Raw genomic sequence first — 16,013 nt, 5'->3', positions numbered from 1 at the left:
CTCGCAACCTTAGCGGGGGTTGAGATCAGGCGGTGCGTCGAAGACCAAGGGCGGTCACGGCGTCCAACTCGGCGCGCAGGCTCTCGACGGTGATCTCGAGTTCGAGTACGCGCTCGGCGAGCACCGCTGCCTCGGACTCAGCACCCTCGCGGACACGAGCGGAGGCAGCCAGCGACTGGTGCGACTCGACAAGAGCGTCCTGCAGGGCCGCGATGTCGGCCTCACGGTCCCTGATCTCGGTGCTGAGCCGCTTGATGGTGGCGCCGGTCTCGGCGCTACGCAGATTGGCGAGATCGCGGTACGCCTTCGCCTGGTCGGCGCGGTCACGAGCCGCGTCGCGGCGGGCGATGAGCACCTCGGTACGGGTCAGGCGCGTGGCAACGACCCCGAGCAGCGCGCAGGCGCTCCCGGCCAGCGCCGCCATCAGCCACGAACCGGTCGGGATCGCTGCCGCCACGACGACGACGGCGAGGAGGGTCAGGAGGGCGGCGGCGGCAAGGCGCTTGCTACCACCACGGTGGCCGCGGGAGGCGGTCGTGGACGCTGTTACGTCTGTGACGTTTGTGACAGTTGTGACGGCCATGCGCTCAGTTAAGCGCGATCCGCCTCTGGTGGATCGATGCGACACGCCCGCTCGAGCAGGAGTCCGCCCACGACGATCAGCAAACCAGCTGCAGCTGCGGCGAGGCTGAGCCAGATCCGTCGCGACGCCAACGGGTCCCCCGAGTAACCGAGCCACGAGATCGCGTACCCCAGATAACCGCCGGTCACCAGTGAACCGACCAGCGCGCCGGCCCGCCCGAGGACGAGACGGTTGACCGCCTTCTGCGGCTCCAGCAGATGTCGTTCCCTGACCTGTTTGCGCGTGATCACCGCCAGCAGGAGCAGGATCGCGGCGATGACCGCCAGCGACACCGGCTGGAGCCAGGACACCAACGGAGCGGAAGTGGAGTTCGTACCGTCCCAGACACGGTGGGCCAGCCAGCCGCACGCAACGCCCACGACCCCGGCCAGGGTGATCGCGCGCTGCGACAGCGGCGCGAGGGGTTGTCGCTTCACTCCTCGCGGAGGGTCAGGTCGTCACGACGGCGTACGACCTGTCCCGACACCGCGGCCAGGAGGCCGGCGATCGGACCGTGGCCCGGGAGCACTGCCTCCGGCTCCACGTCGTGCCACGGCTTCAGCACGAAGGCACGCTCGGACGCACGGGGGTGCGGCAGGATCGGATCGCCTTGGCTCGCGGTTTCGCCGAGCACGATGAGGTCGATGTCGAGGGTGCGCGGCTCGTTCGGCGTACCACTGCGCTCACGACCGTAGGTGTCCTCGATCGCGTGGGCACGGTCGAGGAGCATCTCGGCGTTGAGCGCGGTGTCGAGGACGACGACGGCGTTGAGGAACGTGTCCGAACCCTCAGGTGTCCCGATCCCGTCGGTCTCGTACACGGGCGAGACGGCCTGAACCCAGAGATCCGGAGTGTCGGCGATGGCCTGGACGGCGCCCTGGAGTGTCGAGAGTCGCTCGCCCAGATTCGACCCCAGAGCCAGCACGGCCTTACGGATCGGGCGCATCTCCCCGGTCAGGGTGTCGGCATCGACGATGTACGGGTTGGGCGTCTCGGTCATGGCTTTGCTCCCTCTGCTCAGCTGTACCTGTGTCGAGTGACGGTCAGCGCAACGTCGGCTACTTGAACGCCCACAGGCGCTTGAGGCTTGTGCACGGTCACCGTCACCGTGGTGACGCCGTCCTTGCTCAAGCACAGATCCGAGATGCGCTGGGCCAGTGTCTCCACCAGGTCGACGGGATCCCGTTCGACCGCGGCTTTGACCTCCTGAGTGAGACTTCCGTAGTCCACGGTGTCACGCAAGTCATCTGTTCTGGCCGCGAGACGGGTGTCCACACTCAACTTCAGGTCGATCACGAACGGCTGGCCGTCGCGGCGCTCTGCCTCGAAGACACCGTGGTGTCCGAAGCAGTCGATGCCGATGATGGCCAACTCATCCATGCTGCGATCCTGCCGCATCGTTCCAAGCCCCGACGGCGGCGATCGCGTCGCGGGTGGCGCGTACGTCGTGGACGCGCAGGCCCCAGACTCCCTCGATCGCACACCGGGTGACGATGACCAGATGTGCGGCCTCGCGTTCGTCGGTGGGACGGCCGTCGAGGAGGGCGCCGAGGAAGGACTTGCGGCTGGCGCCGATCAGCACCGGTCCGAGAGCCTCGAACTCGTCGAGATGCGCCAGGAGCTCCCAGTTCTGGGCAGCGATCTTGGAGAACCCGAGGCCGGGATCGGCGACCACGGTGGCGATACCGGCTGCACGCGCCGCATCGACCTGCGTACCCAACTCGCGGATCACGTCAGCCACGACTCCACCGGGATAGCTCGTGTGCTGCTGCATCACCGTGCTCTGGGCACGCCAGTGCATGGCCACGTACGCGGCGCCGCTGCGAGCGACCGTCGCATGCATCTGCTGGTCGGCGAGTCCACCGCTGACGTCGTTGACGAGCACCGCCCCCGCATCGACGGCGGCCGCGGCAACCTCGCTGCGCATGGTGTCGATCGAGACCGCGATCCCGCGGTCGGTGAGCGCGCGGACGACCGGCACGACCCGGTCGAGCTCGTCCGCGGTCGTCGGGCGGACCGCACCCGGACGGGTCGACTCCCCGCCGACATCGATCAGATCGGCCCCCTCGGCCCACATCTGCTCGGCATGGGCGATCGCAGCATCGAACCGGTCGAACCGGCCGCCATCGCTGAACGAATCAGGCGTGACGTTGAGGACGCCCAGCACGCGCGGCCGACCGATGCCGTCGAGGAGCGAGCTCATGCGAGGAACTTATCCGGTCCGCTGGATGAGGCCGTCTGCTCGCTGTGATAGGGCACTCCCAAAAATCTGACAGACATGTCTGTCAGATCTAAGAGTCCCTTTGCCGGAGCCGCATCGGAGGAGACAGACATGTCTGTCAGATTTTTGGGAGTGCCCTATCACAGCGAGCCGGCGGCGCCACCCTGGACAGCGACTACCGCGTCCCGCCGCGGATGAGGCTCATCGCCTCTGCTCGGGTGGAGGCGTTCGACCGCATCGAGCCGCGTACGGCCGAGGTGATCGTCCGGGCGCCGGCCTTGCGTACGCCCCGCATGGTCATGCAGAGGTGCTCCGCCTCGATCACCACGATCACGCCGCGGGCCTCGAGGATCTCCATCAGCGCGTCGGCGACCTGCGTGGTCAACCGCTCCTGGACCTGGGGCCGCTTGGCGTACACGTCGACCAGGCGGGCGAGCTTGGAGAGGCCCGTGATCTTGCCGGACTCGGCCGGGATGTAACCGACGTGCGCGACGCCCGTGAAGGGCACCAAATGGTGCTCGCACATCGACCAGAGTTCGATGTCGCGGACCAGCACGAGTTCGTCATGACCGATGTCGAAGACTGTCGTGAGGACGTCGTCCGGCTTCTGCCGCAGGCCCGAGGTGAGTTCCTCGTACGCCCTGGCGACCCGCGCCGGCGTCTCCAGAAGTCCCTCACGATCGGGATCCTCCCCGATCGCGATCAACAGTTCGCGTACGGCCGCCTCAGCACGCGCCTGATCGAACGCCGGACGCTCAGCGGGCTCGCTGAGACTGATCGGGTCGGCCATCGCTCAGGCCTTGTGGCCGGCGTCGAAATGCGCGTCGCTGGAGGCGATCGGCGCCCTCCCGGCCGCTGCGTCGGCTGCGGCCTTGAGGGCAATCGCGCGATCACGGATCTCGGCCGGGATCTCCACCGCCGGGAGCGAGGACGGCACACGTGATGGCGAACCGGTCCACGCCGGCCGCTGCGGACGACGACGCAGCGGCTCGAAGATCGTGGCGATCTCCTCCTTCTGCAAGGTCTCCTTGTCCAGCAGCGCCAGCACGAGTGCGTCGAGCACGTCGCGGTTCTCACCGAGGATGTCGTACGCCTCCTGGTGGGCGGTGGCGAGGAACTTCTTGACCTCCTCGTCGACGATCCCGGCAACCTCTTCGGAGTAGTCGCGCTGGTGGCCCAGGTCGCGTCCGAGGAACGGCTCACCGTTGGTCTGGCCGAGCTTGATCGCCCCGAGTCGCTCGGTCATGCCGTACTGCGTGACCATCGCGCGCGCCAGAGCGGTCGCCTTCTCGATGTCGTTGCCGGCGCCGGTCGTCGGATCGTGGAAGATCAGCTCCTCCGCGGCACGGCCGCCGAGCATGTACGCCAACTTGTCGAGCATCTCGCTGCGGGTCTGGGAGTACTTGTCCTCGTCCGGCATGACCATCGTGTAGCCGAGGGCGCGACCGCGCGGGAGGATCGTGATCTTCTGCACGGGGTCGTTGTGCGGCAGAGCGGCAGCCACCAGGGCGTGGCCGCCCTCGTGGTAGGCAGTGATTAGCTTCTCCTGGTCACTCATCAGGCGCGACCGCTTCTGCGGACCGGCGACGACACGGTCGATCGCCTCGTCGAGCGAGACGTTCGTGATCAACTTCTGCTCGCCACGAGCGGTGAGCAGCGCGGCTTCGTTGAGGACGTTGGCCAGATCGGCGCCGGTGAAGCCAGGCGTACGCCGGGCGACACCCTCGAGGTCGACGTCACCGGCGAGCGGCTTGCCACGCGAGTGCACCTTGAGGATCTGCACACGGCCGGCCAGGTCAGGAGCATCCACCTGGATCTGACGGTCGAAACGGCCTGGACGCAGCAAGGCCGGGTCGAGGACGTCGGGACGGTTCGTCGCCGCGATCAGGATCACGCCGCCGCGTACGTCGAAGCCATCCATCTCGACCAGCAGCTGGTTGAGGGTCTGCTCGCGCTCGTCGTGACCGCCACCCATGCCAGCGCCACGGTGACGACCGACGGCGTCGATCTCGTCGATGAAGACGATGGCTGGGGCGTTCTCCTTGGCCTGCTCGAAGAGGTCGCGTACGCGACTCGCGCCGACACCGACAAACATCTCGACGAAGTCCGACCCCGACATCGAGTAGAACGGCACGCCGGCCTCACCGGCAACGGCGCGGGCGAGCAGGGTCTTGCCGGTGCCCGGCTGGCCGTACAGCAGCACGCCCTTGGGGATCTTCGCGCCCACCGCCTGGAACTTGGCCGGCTCCTCGAGGAACTCCTTGATCTCCTGGAGCTCCTCGATCGCCTCGTCCACGCCGGCGACGTCGGCGAACGTTGTCTTCGGCATGTCCTTGGTGATGAGTTTGGCCTTGGACTTGGCGAACTGCATGACGCCGCGGCCACCGCCCTGGGCGGAGTTCATCAGGAACCAGAAGAGACCCATGATGATCACGATCGGCAGCATGAACTGCAGGATCGAGCCCCACATCGACGGCTTGGCGACCTTCGAGTTCACGCCGTCCTTGAGGTTGGTGTTCGCCGCGTTGTTGGCGAGCTCGATCAGCCGCTCCTGGTCGCCGTCGACCCAGTTGGTCTGCACGTTCTTGTTGCCCGACCGGGCACCGTCGACGAGCGTCGCGGTGATCAACTGGTCGCCGTCGGTGAACGTGATCTTCTGGACCTCGTTCGCCTTCAGGTACTTCGTCAGCTCCGTGGTGGAGATCTGGTCCCCACCCGAGTGCGGCACCAAGTACTGCAGGGCGAGGAAGACCGCTACGACGACGATCCCGACCCACAACCAAGGACCCTTGGCGATTCGCTTCACAGGCAACTCTTCACAAATTCAACGCTGCACATGTCGATGCAGGACAGACAGATGACGCAACCGCGCCGCCCACCGGACGGTGGAGTACGACCGTACAACGCGCGGGTGCGCGCGATCGTGCCCACCCATTCTCTCAGGACGGTCCCAGACCGCGCTCTGATCAGCTGTAGATGTGCGGAGCGAGCGTGCCGATGTCGCGGAGATTGCGGTACTTCTCCCGGTAGTCGAGGCCGTATCCGACCACGAAGTCGTTCGGGATGTCCCAGCCGACGTACTTCGGGTCGACCGGCATCTGCAGCGCATCGGGCTTGCGGAGCAGGGTCGCGATCTCGACCGACTCGGCACCGCGCGCCCGCAGGCTCGAAGTCAGCCAACTCAGGGTGAGGCCGGTGTCGATGATCTCGTCGATGATCAGCACGTGGCGTCCGTGGATGTCGATGTCGAGGTCCTTGATGATCCGGACGACGCCGCTCGACTTGGTCCCGGAGCCGTAGGAGGCGACTGCCATCCAGTCCATGTCGACGTGACGGGTGAAGGACCGGGCCATGTCGGCCATGACCATCGCGGCACCCTTGAGCACACCCACGATCAGCAGGTCCTTGCCCTCGTAGTCAGCCTCGATCTGCTTGGCCATCTCGGCGAGCTTGCCGTGGATCTGCTCCTCGGTGAAGAGCACATTGACCAGGTCATCCTTGACGTCTTCGGCTCGCACGCGTCAAGGGTACGGGCTCCCCGCCCGACCACGAAGCCGAGCGGGGAACCCGTGGGACCGCCGCTACGGAGTCGCCGTGATCGGGCCGCCGGACTGGCCCGGCGCCGGGGTTAACGTCGCCGAGGGGTGCGCCTTCACCCAAGCCCGCCATTCGGGTCCGGCGTGTGGGCCGTCCGCCGGCGTGAACGTCGGCACCGTGGCCGCGGGACCGGCCGAGATCAGGGTGATGGTGCTCGGTTGCTTGTCCTGCGGCAGTTGGAGGAGCGACTCCAGGATGAGTCCGCTCCCAGGGTCGACGATGTACGACTGAATGCCGAAGTCACGCATCGAGATCGAAAGTTTCCAACCGTTCCTCCCCTGGGAATCGGTGGCTCTGCCGTCGAGCCGCACCCCGGGGACGGTCGCGAGGTAGTGCCAAAGCTGGACGCGGATGGCCGGTGAGACCGGCGCGTTCATGAGGAGGTCGCCGGTGTTCTTGAAGACGTACCAGTTCGCGGGAGCTCGGCCCGGCTGGCCCGGGGCGATCAGATCGCCGACGAGGGGAGCGAGTTCGGCGATCGTCCAACTCCGCGCATTGATCTCGCGCCACGTCATCATGCGGCCGCCGATCCTGGTCGCATCCTCAGGGATCCCGACCGTGTACCCGGGAGCCCCGCCCGCTCCTTCACTGCCGCCTTGGACCACTCCGGTGCGGCCGTTACCCATCCAGATGGTGTGCACGCTGGTGGTGAAGGAGCATTGCGCCGGGCCAGGCATTCCGACGAGACAGCCAATGCTGTGGTCGCGGGTCACGACCTTCCAGTACGGCGCCGCCGTTGGATCGACGTCGGAGGTCGCCGCCGCCGCTGCATCGACGACCTGAGCGACCGTGGTGAAGTGCGGCGCGACAGGTGGCGTGGAGACCGACGGCCGTGACTGCGGGCCCGGGGCTTGCGCCCCTGGCTGGAGTACCACGACTCCGACGACCGCTGCTGCTGCAGTCACCCCGACGACGGCAGAGCCGACCCGCGCGATCCGCCGCCGACGTACGAGCGCGGCGCGTCGAGCCAGATTGCTCCTTGCGGCGATGGCGAGTTGAGCGTCAACCGCGGCGACCACCGCGGACGAGGGGCCGTCGACCGCGCCTGCGCGGTCGAGAAGTTCGGTGAGATTCATGTCAGTTCTCCTGGTTCTGGAACGGGTGTGTCACCGCCGCGAGCGCGGCGGCCGCACGCGCTCGAGCACGATGAAGACGTTGGCGGGCGGCGTTCGCGGAGATGCCGAGCACCGCGGCGACCTCGCCGATGGGGAGCTGTTCCCACGAGACCAGGAGCAACACTTCGCGTTCGAGGTCCGTGAGAGCGCCGATGGCGATCCGCAACTCGGCGGACATCGCATCCGCATCGAGCCGCGAATCCACCGCTCCCCAGTCGAACGGCGGAGACGGATCGTCGATCGGCCGCACCTTCGAGGCGCGTACGTGCGTGCGCACCATGTTGCGAGCGATCCCGTAGAGCCACGGCAGCGCCGAACCGCTCTCGTGCGGACGCGTCCGGTGGCGAGCCTCGAGCGCACGCAGGAAGACCTCGGAGAGGAGATCGTTGGCCGCATCGCGACCAAGTCGGCGCGCCAGGAACATGTGCACGGCGACTGAATGGCGCTGATAGATGAGGCTGAAGGCGTCGGCATCGGTGCGGGATCGGAGCAGGAGTTCCGAATCCGGCGCTGAGCTCTCAGACGGTGCGTTCACACCCTGCTTATGCATGCCCCACCCATCGCGTTACGTCGTCACTGGGGTTGGGTGAAGAACCCGTCGGGGTCGTACGCCCTGCGTACCTGCTGCAGGCGGGGCCAGTTGTCGCCGAAGTACGCGGTGCCGGGGTCGGTGAGGGTGGCATCGGAGTAGTTCACGTAGGCCGACGCGCCCCAGCTGTCGGTCATCGCAGCGCGCAACTGCCCGACGAAGGTGGCCGGGACGACAGCGGTCCCTTGGTCGTACGTGGCGGTGTACTGGACAGTCGCCAACGCCTTGCGGTGGACGAACGCGGTCGCACCCCGATCAACGGCAGCGACCTGCCCGCCGAGGGCATCGATCGAGATGCCGCTCTCGTGGATCTGGCCCGGAGTCGACGCGATCAACTGGGCGGTCTGCGCGATCGCGCCGGGCTTCGGCGGCGAGTACGCGATGTGGGAGGCGGCTGCGAAGGCTTCCCGACTCGCCGGATCTCCACCGAAGTAGGTCATCGCGTCGCCGAACGAGTGCACGGCGTCGTACCGGCCGGTGGGGTTGGTGGCGAGCAGGGGCGCAAGTGCCGCGTTGAAGCCTGATGTCGGGCCGACCCAGGTGACGGTGGCACCGAGCTTCGCGTTTCCGTGGTGGGCGGAGCCGCCGAGGATCTTCAGCGTGGACCAGAGCCGCGAGTCCGCCGATCCCAACGCACCGAACCACGCTCCCACGATGTCACCTGCCCGGCTCACCGGCCAGGTGAGATAGGTCGAGGAGACAGTCGGTGCCGGGGCCGTGGCATAGGTCAGTGACGTCACCACCCCGGTGTGGCCACCACCCCCGCCACGGAGCGCCCAGAACAGATCCGGGTGCTCGGTTGCCGACGTCGTCACCGTCTGGCCAGTCGGGAGCACGACCCGGGCCGAGGTGAGGTGGTCGCAGAGCAGTCCGTACGCCCGGGTCATCACGCCGACACCGCCGCCCAGCGTCAATCCGGTGACCCCGACGGTGGGGCATGAGCCACCCGGGAGGGCACGACCGCTCGCGGCGAGGGCCGGATAGAGATGCCCGAGCTTCACGCCCGCACCGACCGTCACGTCGGTCCCCGACCACGTGATCGTCGAGAGCTTCCGCGAGTCGATCACCAGATGCGCGTCACCCGCCGACCAGCCGGGGTAGGAGTGGCCTCCCGATCGGAGGGCGACCGGGATGCGTCGACTCCGGGCGTACGCGATCCCGGCGGCGACGTCACTCTCGCTCGCAGCCTCGAGCAGCGCGGTCGGTCGCGCGGAGTCGTAGCGCGAGTTCGGAGTGAGGTGATCGGTGTCGTAGTCGGCGGAGCCGGGCAGGAGCAGTCGGCCCTTGAGGGTGCGGGCGAGGTCCGCCCAACTCGTGGGACCTCCGGGAGTGGTGACCGGTCCGGCGGCGCTTGTCGAGGTGGTGGCCGACAGAGGCGCGGACGGCGTTCCGCCGCAGGCTGCGAGCGCTGCAGCGCCGATCCCACCGAGGAGGACGTCGCGTCGACTCAGGTCCATGGACCGATGCTGCCACCTCGTGCGCACCAGCGGGTGTCAGAGCGCGCGCTCATGCGCACGAGACGAACTCGATTGCTCCTTCGCGGCGTACGACCCGGATCGAGCCGGGCACATCCACGCCCACCTGGCCTCGCCACTGCGTCACCAGGGCCTCGATCTCGGCGATGTGGGTCGCGGTCAGGCGATCGCTGGGGACGCCGGCCTCCAACGCCGCCCTCCGGATCAGCCGCGTGCGGATCGGCCTCGGTGAGGCGGCCAGCACGGCGACCTCGAGTGACCCGGTCCAGGCCTCATCGGTCAGCGCGTCGAGGAACTCCATGTCCTCGCGCAGCAAGTCGGCGGTGCGGGCAAGCGCGGCGCCCACTCCCGGGCCGAGTTCGGTTTCCAGGACCGGCAGGACGCGCTCGCGTACGCGGACCCGGGCGTAGCCCGGATCGCTGTTGTGCGGGTCGTCCCACGGTTGCAGACCCTCGGCCTCGCAGGCGGCGCGGGTCTGGGCGCGGGTGACGTCCAGCAGGGGCCGGCGATACAGGTCGTACGCACGCCGCATGCCGGCGATCGACCGTCCGCCGCTCCCCCGCGCCAACCCGAGGAGGACGGTCTCGGCCTGGTCGTCCCGGGTGTGCCCGAGCAGGACTGCGGCGGCGCTGAAGCTCTCCGCCATCTGGCCGAGGACGGCATACCGCGCCTCGCGCGCGGCGGCCTCCGGGCCGAGGTCGGCCGCTTCGACGTGCACCCGGGCCGTGGCGGTCTCGTCCGCGCCGAGGAGTTCGAGTTGGGCGACCACACGTTCGGCCTGCTGGTGCGAGCCTTCCTGGAGGCCGTGATCGACGGTCACACCAACAACCCTGAGTTCTCGCGCCCGGGCTTCGAACACGGTCGCCGCCGCGAGAGCGAGTGAATCCGCGCCCCCTGAACAGGCGACCAGCACCGTCGCACCGGCCTCCAGATCGGCGAGCGCGGCGCGTACGCCGAGCCGGACCGCGGCGACCGCCGGATCGAGGGCCATCAGAGCACCCGCTTGACCCAGGTTTCCGGGTCGAAGATCTCGGCCTTGCTCGGCAAGGTGTCCGGCCCGGTCCAGATCGCGTTGAAGTCGTCCATCCCGACCTTGTCGACGACGGTACGCACGAAGGCGGCACCGTCTCGGTACTGAGCCATCTTCGCGTCCATGCCCATGAGGCGGCGGATGAGTCTGTCGAGCACGCCCACGCCCTTGCGGCGACCCGTGAAAGCCGTGCGGATGTGATCGACGCTCGGTATGACTGCCGGGCCGACGCCGTCCATCACCACGTCCGCATGGCCCTCGAGCAGGCTCATCACTCCGGTGATGCGATCGATGACCTCGCGCTGCTCCGGCGTGCTGAGGACCTCCATCAGCGTCGGGCCGCCGGGCTTGAAGGCTTCGACGATCCTCCCGAAGCCCTCGTCGAGGATCGTGGCCATGTCGAGGGTGCCGGTGAGGTTCGCGATCTCGGCTTTGAGGTGGGCCGCGAGCCAGGGATTCGCGGTGAACTGGACGCGATGGGTCTCCTCGTGGAGGCAGACCCAGAGCCGGAAGTCGCGCGGGTCGACCTCGAGTTCACGTTCGATGTGGACGACATTCGGCGCCACCAGCAGCAGCCGCCCGGCCTCGCCGTGGAACGGGTCGAACTGGCCGAGCACCTTGCTCGACAGGAAGCCGAGGATGCCGCCCAGTTCGGCACCGGTGACCTTCGCACCGGCGGCCTTGACGAGCGCGGGCGACGGGCGGGACCCGAGGGCCTTGTCCACGACTGGCTGCATCAGGCTCTGGAACGACTGGGCGTTCGCCCTGACCCAGCGCTGCCGATCCACGACGAGCACCGGAGCAACGTCGTACGGGGCGACGAGGTGGGTGAAATTCCGTACGTGCCCGGTGGCAATGGCGGCGTCCTCGCGGAGCTCGGCGACCGTCTCGGCCGCCTCATCGGGAGGCAGGATCGGCCCGGTACCGGCAAGCCGTCCGCCGACGGACGCGGCGAACTCCCAGTCGATCGCGGAAGTGGATTCGTCGGTGGCCACGGGTCGAACCTACCCACCTGTGCGAAGAGTTCCTCCGTCGACCACGGGGCACCGCGGGAAACTCGGTATCGTTGCCCGGTGCGTCGGGGCGAGCCCGTACGCGCAGTTCCGTTATTTATGCCGGTCCTTCAGCGCCGGCCGTACGCCTGGAGGCACGTGTGTCGCTCGAATTCGACGTCCTGATCGAGGTCCCCAAGGGATCGCGCAACAAGTACGAGGTCGACCACGAGAGCGGCCGTCTGCGCCTGGACCGTGTCCTCTTCACGTCGATGGTCTACCCGACCGACTACGGCTACATCGAGGACACCCTCGGCGGTGACGGCGACCCGCTCGACGCGCTGGTGATCACCCAGTACCCGATCCACCCCGGCATCTTGGTCGAGTCCCGTCCGGTCGCCATGTACGTCATGGAGGACGAGAAGGGCCAGGACGAGAAGGTCCTCTGCGTCCCGACCGACCCGCGCTTCGACCACATCCAGGATCTGGCGGACGTCCCGGCGGACATCCTCGCCGAGGTCAAGCACTTCTTCGAGCGTTACAAGGACCTGGAGCCGGGCAAGCACGTCAAGGGCTCCGACTGGGTCGGCCGCGACGCCGCGGTCAAGGAGATCGAGGCCTCGATCGAGCGGTTCAAGAACACCGCTCACTGAGTCAGTGAGTCCGCCGAAACCCGGCGTATGTCACGCGAGACCCGGCATGTGTCGGGTTTCGACTGACATACGCCGGGTTTCGGCGTTTCTCAGAGGGTTCCTCTGGCGTTTGGACGCGCGCGGCCTCAGGGCGCTCGAAGGAAGCGGGCCGACCGATCCCGCGACTGAGGTGCAACGCGGAAGAGACGCCGTCCGAACGTCAGAGGCGGATGAGGCGGTCGGCGATGGTGCTGGCTTCTGATTCGTCGTGGGTGACGAGGATCGCCGCGGTACCGGTCTCGCGCAGGATTCGTGCCAGATCGGCGGCAAGCCGGTCGCGCAGTTCGCGATCCAGCGAGGACAGCGGCTCGTCGAGAAGCAACAACCGTGGCCGCGCCGCAAGCGCGCGAGCCAGCGCCACCCGCTGCTTCTCTCCGCCCGAGAGTGTCCGCGGGAGGCGGCGTTCGAAGCCGGCAAGGCCGACCAACGACAACAACTGCGCCACCTGGTCGCGGCGCGTACGTCCGCGCGGGATCGCGTACCCGACGTTGCGCTCGACCGTCAGGTGGCTGAAGAGCTGCCCGTCCTGGAACATCAGCGCGAACCCGCGCTTGTGAGCCGGCACGGACCCGAGGTCGGATCCGTCCCACGAGATGACGCCGGTGTACGGCTCGAGCCCGGCGATGGCTCGCAACAAGGTGGACTTCCCGATTCCGGACGGGCCGAGTACGGCGACGATCTCGCCCTGCTCGACGGCGATGTCGAGGGAGTCGAGGACGACCGACTTCTCATACATCACCCGCAGGTCCGACACCTGAAGAGTCACAACGCCCCCAACCACGGCACACGTACGAGATCCACTAGAGCCATCACGGCCGCGGCGATCAGGGCCAACACCACCGAGCCGGCAAGCGCGGTCCCGAGGTTCAAGGTCCCCGGGTGGCCCAGCAGATGGAAGATCACGACCGGCAGCGTCGGTGACGACGGCCGCGCCAGAAACGACGTCGCGCCGAACTCCCCCATCGACGCGGCGAACGCGAAACCCGCGCCGGCCACCAACGGCCGCCAGGTGACAGCCGCATCCACGGTCCAGAACCGACGCCACGGGCCAGCGCCGAGTGTCGCCGCGGCCTGTCGTTGACGGTCGTCGATGCCCAGCAACCCGGGCACGATGGTGCGTACGACCAGCGGCAACGCGACCAGCGCCTGGGCCAGCGGCACCAACCACGAGGCATCGCGGAAGTCGACCGGGGGCTTGTCGAGGGTGATCAGGAAACCGAAGCCCAACGTCACCGCCGAGACCCCGAGCGGCAGCATCACCAGGGCGTCGATGCCGGACCTGAGGCCGCGTTCGAGTCGGGAGTGAGCTGGCCGCGTCACCGCCACCGCGATGGTCAGCCCCAGGGAGAGCGCCATCATGCAGGCGATCCCCGCGTACCGGAGCGAGGTGAGCAGCGCATCCCAGCCGGAGACCCCGAGGATCGGATTCGGCTGACTGAAGGCTCGGTAGTTCGCCAGTGACCACTGCCCGTCGACGCGGAGCGACTGCACCAGCATCGTGCCCATCGGCAGAGCGATGAGCGCTGTCACGACGGCGAACGACAGCACCGACAAGGCCACCGCGCCCGGGCTGCGCCGAGCGATCCACCGCAAAGGCATCGGACGTGCCGGCACCCGTACCACCGTCGGGTCTGCCACCCGCCGGGACACTCCCGCGACGACGAGCAGGAGGACGACCACGACGAGCTGCACCAGGCTCAGGGCGGCGGCTCCACGGAGATCGAGGAACTGGGCGGTGAGCAGATAGATCTCCGTCTCCACGCTCGCGTACCTCACCCCTCCGAGGATCAGGACGACACCGAACGCCGTCGCGCAGAACAGGAACACGACCGTCGCTGCGCCGATCACCGACGGGCGCAACATCGGCCACGTGACCGTGCGGAACACCCGCCACGGCGATGCCCCGAGCGAGGCCGCGGCCTCTGCCGGGCGGCCGTCCATCGACTCCCAGCTGGCACCGACCGCGCGGATCACCACGGCGACGTTGAAGAAGACCAGTCCGAGAATGATCGCCCAGCCGGTGTGCATCCACCCCAGGCCGGCGAGCAGGCCGCCCTCGCCGAGCAGCTCCTGGAAGGCGATCCCGACCACGACGGTGGGGAGTACGAACGGGATCATCAGCAGAGCACGGACGAGTCGGCGCCCCGGCCACGACAGGCGGTGGAGCCCGTACGCGGCGGGAAGCCCGAGCAGGACGCTGATCGCGGTCCCGGTCGCCGACGTCCACACCGTCAGCCAGATGGCGCTGCGGACCGACGGTCGACCGAGCACGGCGAAGGCGGCGTCAAGATCCCAGTGCCCACCCGGGCGCAGGCCGCGGTCAACCATCCCGCTCACCGGGAGCAGGAAGAAGACCGCGACGACGACCACCGGGACCGCCGCGAGCGCGACAATCAGCGCCAACGGGTGTCGATCTCGGCCCACTGATGCGTGCGGCGGCACGGAACCGGAGGGAAGCGGGCCTTGAGGGCCCGCGACCGAAGAGTGACGCCGCCGACGCACCATCAGTGGGTCGAGACGATGTCGTTCCAGGTCTGGAGCCACTGATCGCGGTTCGCGGCGATATCGGCCGCAGGCACGGTCAGCGTCTGGGTCGGTTGGTACGCGAACTTCGTCCAGTCCGAAGGCAGCGCGACACCGTCCACGACCGGGAAGACATACATCGAACCCGGGAGTTCCTTCTGCACCTCAGGGGTGAGCAGGAAGTCGATGAACGCCTGCGCGCCGGGGGCGTTCTTGGCGCCCGCGAGGACCCCTGCGTACTCGACCTGTCCGAAGCAGGTGCTCTTCACGACCCCGATCGAGGTCTGGCCGTTGGAGACCGCAGCGGCCGGGTCGGAGTTGTAGGAGACGACGATCGGACGCGTGCCCTTGCCGCCGCCCTGGGTGAAGCCACCCTCGTACGCCGCGGTCCAGTCAGCTGCGACCTGCGTGCCGTTGGCCAACAGCGCCTTCCAGTAGTCCTGCCAGCCGGTGCCCTTGGCGGCGATCGTCGCCAGCAGGAACGCCGTACCGGGCGAACTCGCGGCCGCGCTCTCGGTCACCAGCAGGTTCTTGTACGCGGGCTTGATGAGGTCGTCGAGGCCGGTCGGCACGGCGAGCTTGTGTGCCTTGAACCAGTCGAGGTCCACATCGACACAGACGGCGCTGTGGTCGACCGGGGTGAGGTGCGAGCCGTTGTCGCCGGCGAGGTTGTACGCAGCGACTCCCGCCGGGATCGACGACGGCGTGTACGCCGCGAACACGTTGTTGCTCAGGGCGCGGCTGCCGAGGGTGTTGTCGACGCCGAACGACACGTCGCCGTCCGGGTTGCCGGCACTGAGGATCAGCTTGTTGGTCAGCAGACCGGCGTCACCGCTTGCCCGGACCGTCACGACGTACCCGGTCTTCTTGGTGAAGTCGGCCAGGACGGCCTTGGGCATGACCCACGAGTCGTGGGTGACCAGGACGACGCTCTTGATCTTCGCTGGCGGAACCGTGGTGGGTGACGACGATCCGCAAGCGGCGAGCGCTGTGGTGGCCAGGCCGAGGACGGCCGTCGTGAGGATGGGACGGGTGTGAGTGAAAAGCCGCATGACGCGAACTCCCTTCGCCGGTACTAACCGGAGCAGGTTCTTAGGGTCTGCCTCTTCGGCACTCTCAGCCCCCTTGGTACGGGGCTCCCCTGTCGGACCCGAGGA

17 protein-coding genes and 1 riboswitch are annotated in these 16,013 nt (G+C 68.0%); of the genes, 1 reads left to right on the top strand and 16 read right to left on the bottom strand.

Annotation, left to right across the window (positions count from 1 at the left end; all coding sequences use genetic code 11):
* Window positions 1–25 precede the first annotated feature (25 nt).
* The 13 genes from KCTC_RS10270 to KCTC_RS10210 all read right to left on the bottom strand — a co-directional run bounded on the left by KCTC_RS10270 (window position 26) and on the right by KCTC_RS10210 (window position 11,644).
* Window positions 26–583: a hypothetical protein gene (locus KCTC_RS10270; RefSeq protein WP_125569188.1), complete on the bottom strand. Its 558-nt coding sequence runs from the start codon at window positions 581–583 to the stop codon at window positions 26–28.
* A gap of 8 nt (window positions 584–591) precedes the next feature.
* A complete protein-coding gene (locus KCTC_RS10265; RefSeq protein ID WP_231998682.1) occupies window positions 592–1,059 on the bottom strand; it encodes a DUF3180 domain-containing protein in 468 nt (155 codons plus the stop codon).
* Complete coding sequence (gene folK / locus KCTC_RS10260; RefSeq protein WP_125569187.1) at window positions 1,056–1,622, bottom strand: 2-amino-4-hydroxy-6-hydroxymethyldihydropteridine diphosphokinase; 567 nt, start codon at window positions 1,620–1,622, stop codon at window positions 1,056–1,058. Before folK ends, KCTC_RS10265 begins: the two co-directional genes overlap by 4 nt.
* A 17-nt stretch (window positions 1,623–1,639) precedes the next feature.
* Window positions 1,640–2,002 carry a dihydroneopterin aldolase gene (gene folB, locus KCTC_RS10255; RefSeq protein WP_125569186.1) on the bottom strand — a complete coding sequence of 121 codons (363 nt, stop codon included), beginning with the start codon at window positions 2,000–2,002 and terminating at the stop codon, window positions 1,640–1,642.
* Window positions 1,995–2,825 (bottom strand): dihydropteroate synthase, encoded by an 831-nt coding sequence (gene folP, locus KCTC_RS10250; protein ID WP_125569185.1) that lies wholly within the window; start codon window positions 2,823–2,825, stop codon window positions 1,995–1,997. The genes folB and folP overlap by 8 nt, the downstream gene beginning before the upstream one ends.
* A gap of 193 nt (window positions 2,826–3,018) precedes the next feature.
* Window positions 3,019–3,633 carry a GTP cyclohydrolase I FolE gene (folE, locus tag KCTC_RS10245; protein ID WP_125569184.1) on the bottom strand — a complete coding sequence of 205 codons (615 nt, stop codon included), beginning with the start codon at window positions 3,631–3,633 and terminating at the stop codon, window positions 3,019–3,021.
* Between the two features lie 3 nt (window positions 3,634–3,636).
* Window positions 3,637–5,649 (bottom strand): ATP-dependent zinc metalloprotease FtsH, encoded by a 2,013-nt coding sequence (gene ftsH, locus KCTC_RS10240; protein WP_197715175.1) that lies wholly within the window; start codon window positions 5,647–5,649, stop codon window positions 3,637–3,639.
* Between the two features lie 160 nt (window positions 5,650–5,809).
* Window positions 5,810–6,361, bottom strand: coding sequence for a hypoxanthine phosphoribosyltransferase (gene hpt, locus KCTC_RS10235; RefSeq protein ID WP_125569182.1), 552 nt, complete (start codon window positions 6,359–6,361; stop codon window positions 5,810–5,812).
* A gap of 63 nt (window positions 6,362–6,424) precedes the next feature.
* Entirely contained in the window at window positions 6,425–7,516 is a 1,092-nt protein-coding gene (locus tag KCTC_RS10230; RefSeq protein ID WP_125569181.1) for a hypothetical protein, read from the bottom strand.
* A gap of 1 nt (window position 7,517) precedes the next feature.
* Window positions 7,518–8,105: an RNA polymerase sigma factor gene (locus KCTC_RS10225; RefSeq protein ID WP_125569180.1), complete on the bottom strand. Its 588-nt coding sequence runs from the start codon at window positions 8,103–8,105 to the stop codon at window positions 7,518–7,520.
* 23 nt (window positions 8,106–8,128) lie between these two features.
* Complete coding sequence (locus KCTC_RS10220; protein ID WP_125569179.1) at window positions 8,129–9,601, bottom strand: FAD-binding oxidoreductase; 1,473 nt, start codon at window positions 9,599–9,601, stop codon at window positions 8,129–8,131.
* 49 nt (window positions 9,602–9,650) lie between these two features.
* A complete protein-coding gene (gene tilS, locus KCTC_RS10215) occupies window positions 9,651–10,610 on the bottom strand; it encodes a tRNA lysidine(34) synthetase TilS (RefSeq protein ID WP_125569178.1) in 960 nt (319 codons plus the stop codon).
* Window positions 10,610–11,644: a zinc-dependent metalloprotease gene (locus tag KCTC_RS10210; protein WP_125569177.1), complete on the bottom strand. Its 1,035-nt coding sequence runs from the start codon at window positions 11,642–11,644 to the stop codon at window positions 10,610–10,612. The genes tilS and KCTC_RS10210 overlap by 1 nt, the downstream gene beginning before the upstream one ends.
* Before the next feature lie 158 nt (window positions 11,645–11,802).
* Between KCTC_RS10210 and KCTC_RS10205 the strand changes: the two genes are divergently transcribed.
* Window positions 11,803–12,294 carry an inorganic diphosphatase gene (locus tag KCTC_RS10205; RefSeq protein ID WP_125569176.1) on the top strand — a complete coding sequence of 164 codons (492 nt, stop codon included), beginning with the start codon at window positions 11,803–11,805 and terminating at the stop codon, window positions 12,292–12,294.
* A gap of 199 nt (window positions 12,295–12,493) precedes the next feature.
* Here the strand turns inward: KCTC_RS10205 and KCTC_RS10200 are convergent, their stop codons facing one another.
* From KCTC_RS10200 to KCTC_RS10190, 3 genes are all read right to left on the bottom strand, one after another.
* A complete protein-coding gene (locus KCTC_RS10200; RefSeq protein WP_231998681.1) occupies window positions 12,494–13,099 on the bottom strand; it encodes an ABC transporter ATP-binding protein in 606 nt (201 codons plus the stop codon).
* Window positions 13,096–14,736, bottom strand: a complete 1,641-nt coding sequence (locus KCTC_RS10195; protein WP_231998680.1) for an ABC transporter permease — start codon at window positions 14,734–14,736, stop codon at window positions 13,096–13,098. Before KCTC_RS10195 ends, KCTC_RS10200 begins: the two co-directional genes overlap by 4 nt.
* Window positions 14,737–14,837: 101 nt before the next feature.
* Entirely contained in the window at window positions 14,838–15,908 is a 1,071-nt protein-coding gene (locus KCTC_RS10190; protein WP_125569171.1) for a thiamine ABC transporter substrate-binding protein, read from the bottom strand.
* Window positions 15,901–16,009: riboswitch (TPP riboswitch) on the bottom strand. It overlaps the preceding gene by 8 nt.
* Window positions 16,010–16,013: the final 4 nt, after the last annotated feature.

This window comes from Nocardioides baekrokdamisoli (assembly GCF_003945325.1).
GTDB lineage: Bacteria > Actinomycetota > Actinomycetes > Propionibacteriales > Nocardioidaceae > Nocardioides > Nocardioides baekrokdamisoli.
The sequence above is the reverse complement of the archived record's forward strand: the minus strand, read 5'-3'. Positions and strand labels throughout refer to the sequence as shown.

Excerpts from the sequence above, each read along its gene's own strand:
- KCTC_RS10270 (WP_125569188.1), bottom strand. The coding sequence starts at position 583 with ATGGCCGTCACAACTGTCACAAACGTCACAGACGTAACAGCGTCCACG.
- folK (WP_125569187.1), bottom strand. The coding sequence starts at position 1,622 with ATGACCGAGACGCCCAACCCGTACATCGTCGATGCCGACACCCTGACC.
- KCTC_RS10225 (WP_125569180.1), bottom strand. The coding sequence starts at position 8,105 with ATGCATAAGCAGGGTGTGAACGCACCGTCTGAGAGCTCAGCGCCGGAT.
- folE (WP_125569184.1), bottom strand. The coding sequence starts at position 3,633 with ATGGCCGACCCGATCAGTCTCAGCGAGCCCGCTGAGCGTCCGGCGTTC.
- tilS (WP_125569178.1), bottom strand. The coding sequence starts at position 10,610 with ATGGCCCTCGATCCGGCGGTCGCCGCGGTCCGGCTCGGCGTACGCGCC.
- KCTC_RS10220 (WP_125569179.1), bottom strand. The coding sequence starts at position 9,601 with ATGGACCTGAGTCGACGCGACGTCCTCCTCGGTGGGATCGGCGCTGCA.
- folB (WP_125569186.1), bottom strand. The coding sequence starts at position 2,002 with ATGGATGAGTTGGCCATCATCGGCATCGACTGCTTCGGACACCACGGT.
- folP (WP_125569185.1), bottom strand. The coding sequence starts at position 2,825 with ATGAGCTCGCTCCTCGACGGCATCGGTCGGCCGCGCGTGCTGGGCGTC.
- KCTC_RS10190 (WP_125569171.1), bottom strand. The coding sequence starts at position 15,908 with ATGCGGCTTTTCACTCACACCCGTCCCATCCTCACGACGGCCGTCCTC.
- KCTC_RS10230 (WP_125569181.1), bottom strand. The coding sequence starts at position 7,516 with ATGAATCTCACCGAACTTCTCGACCGCGCAGGCGCGGTCGACGGCCCC.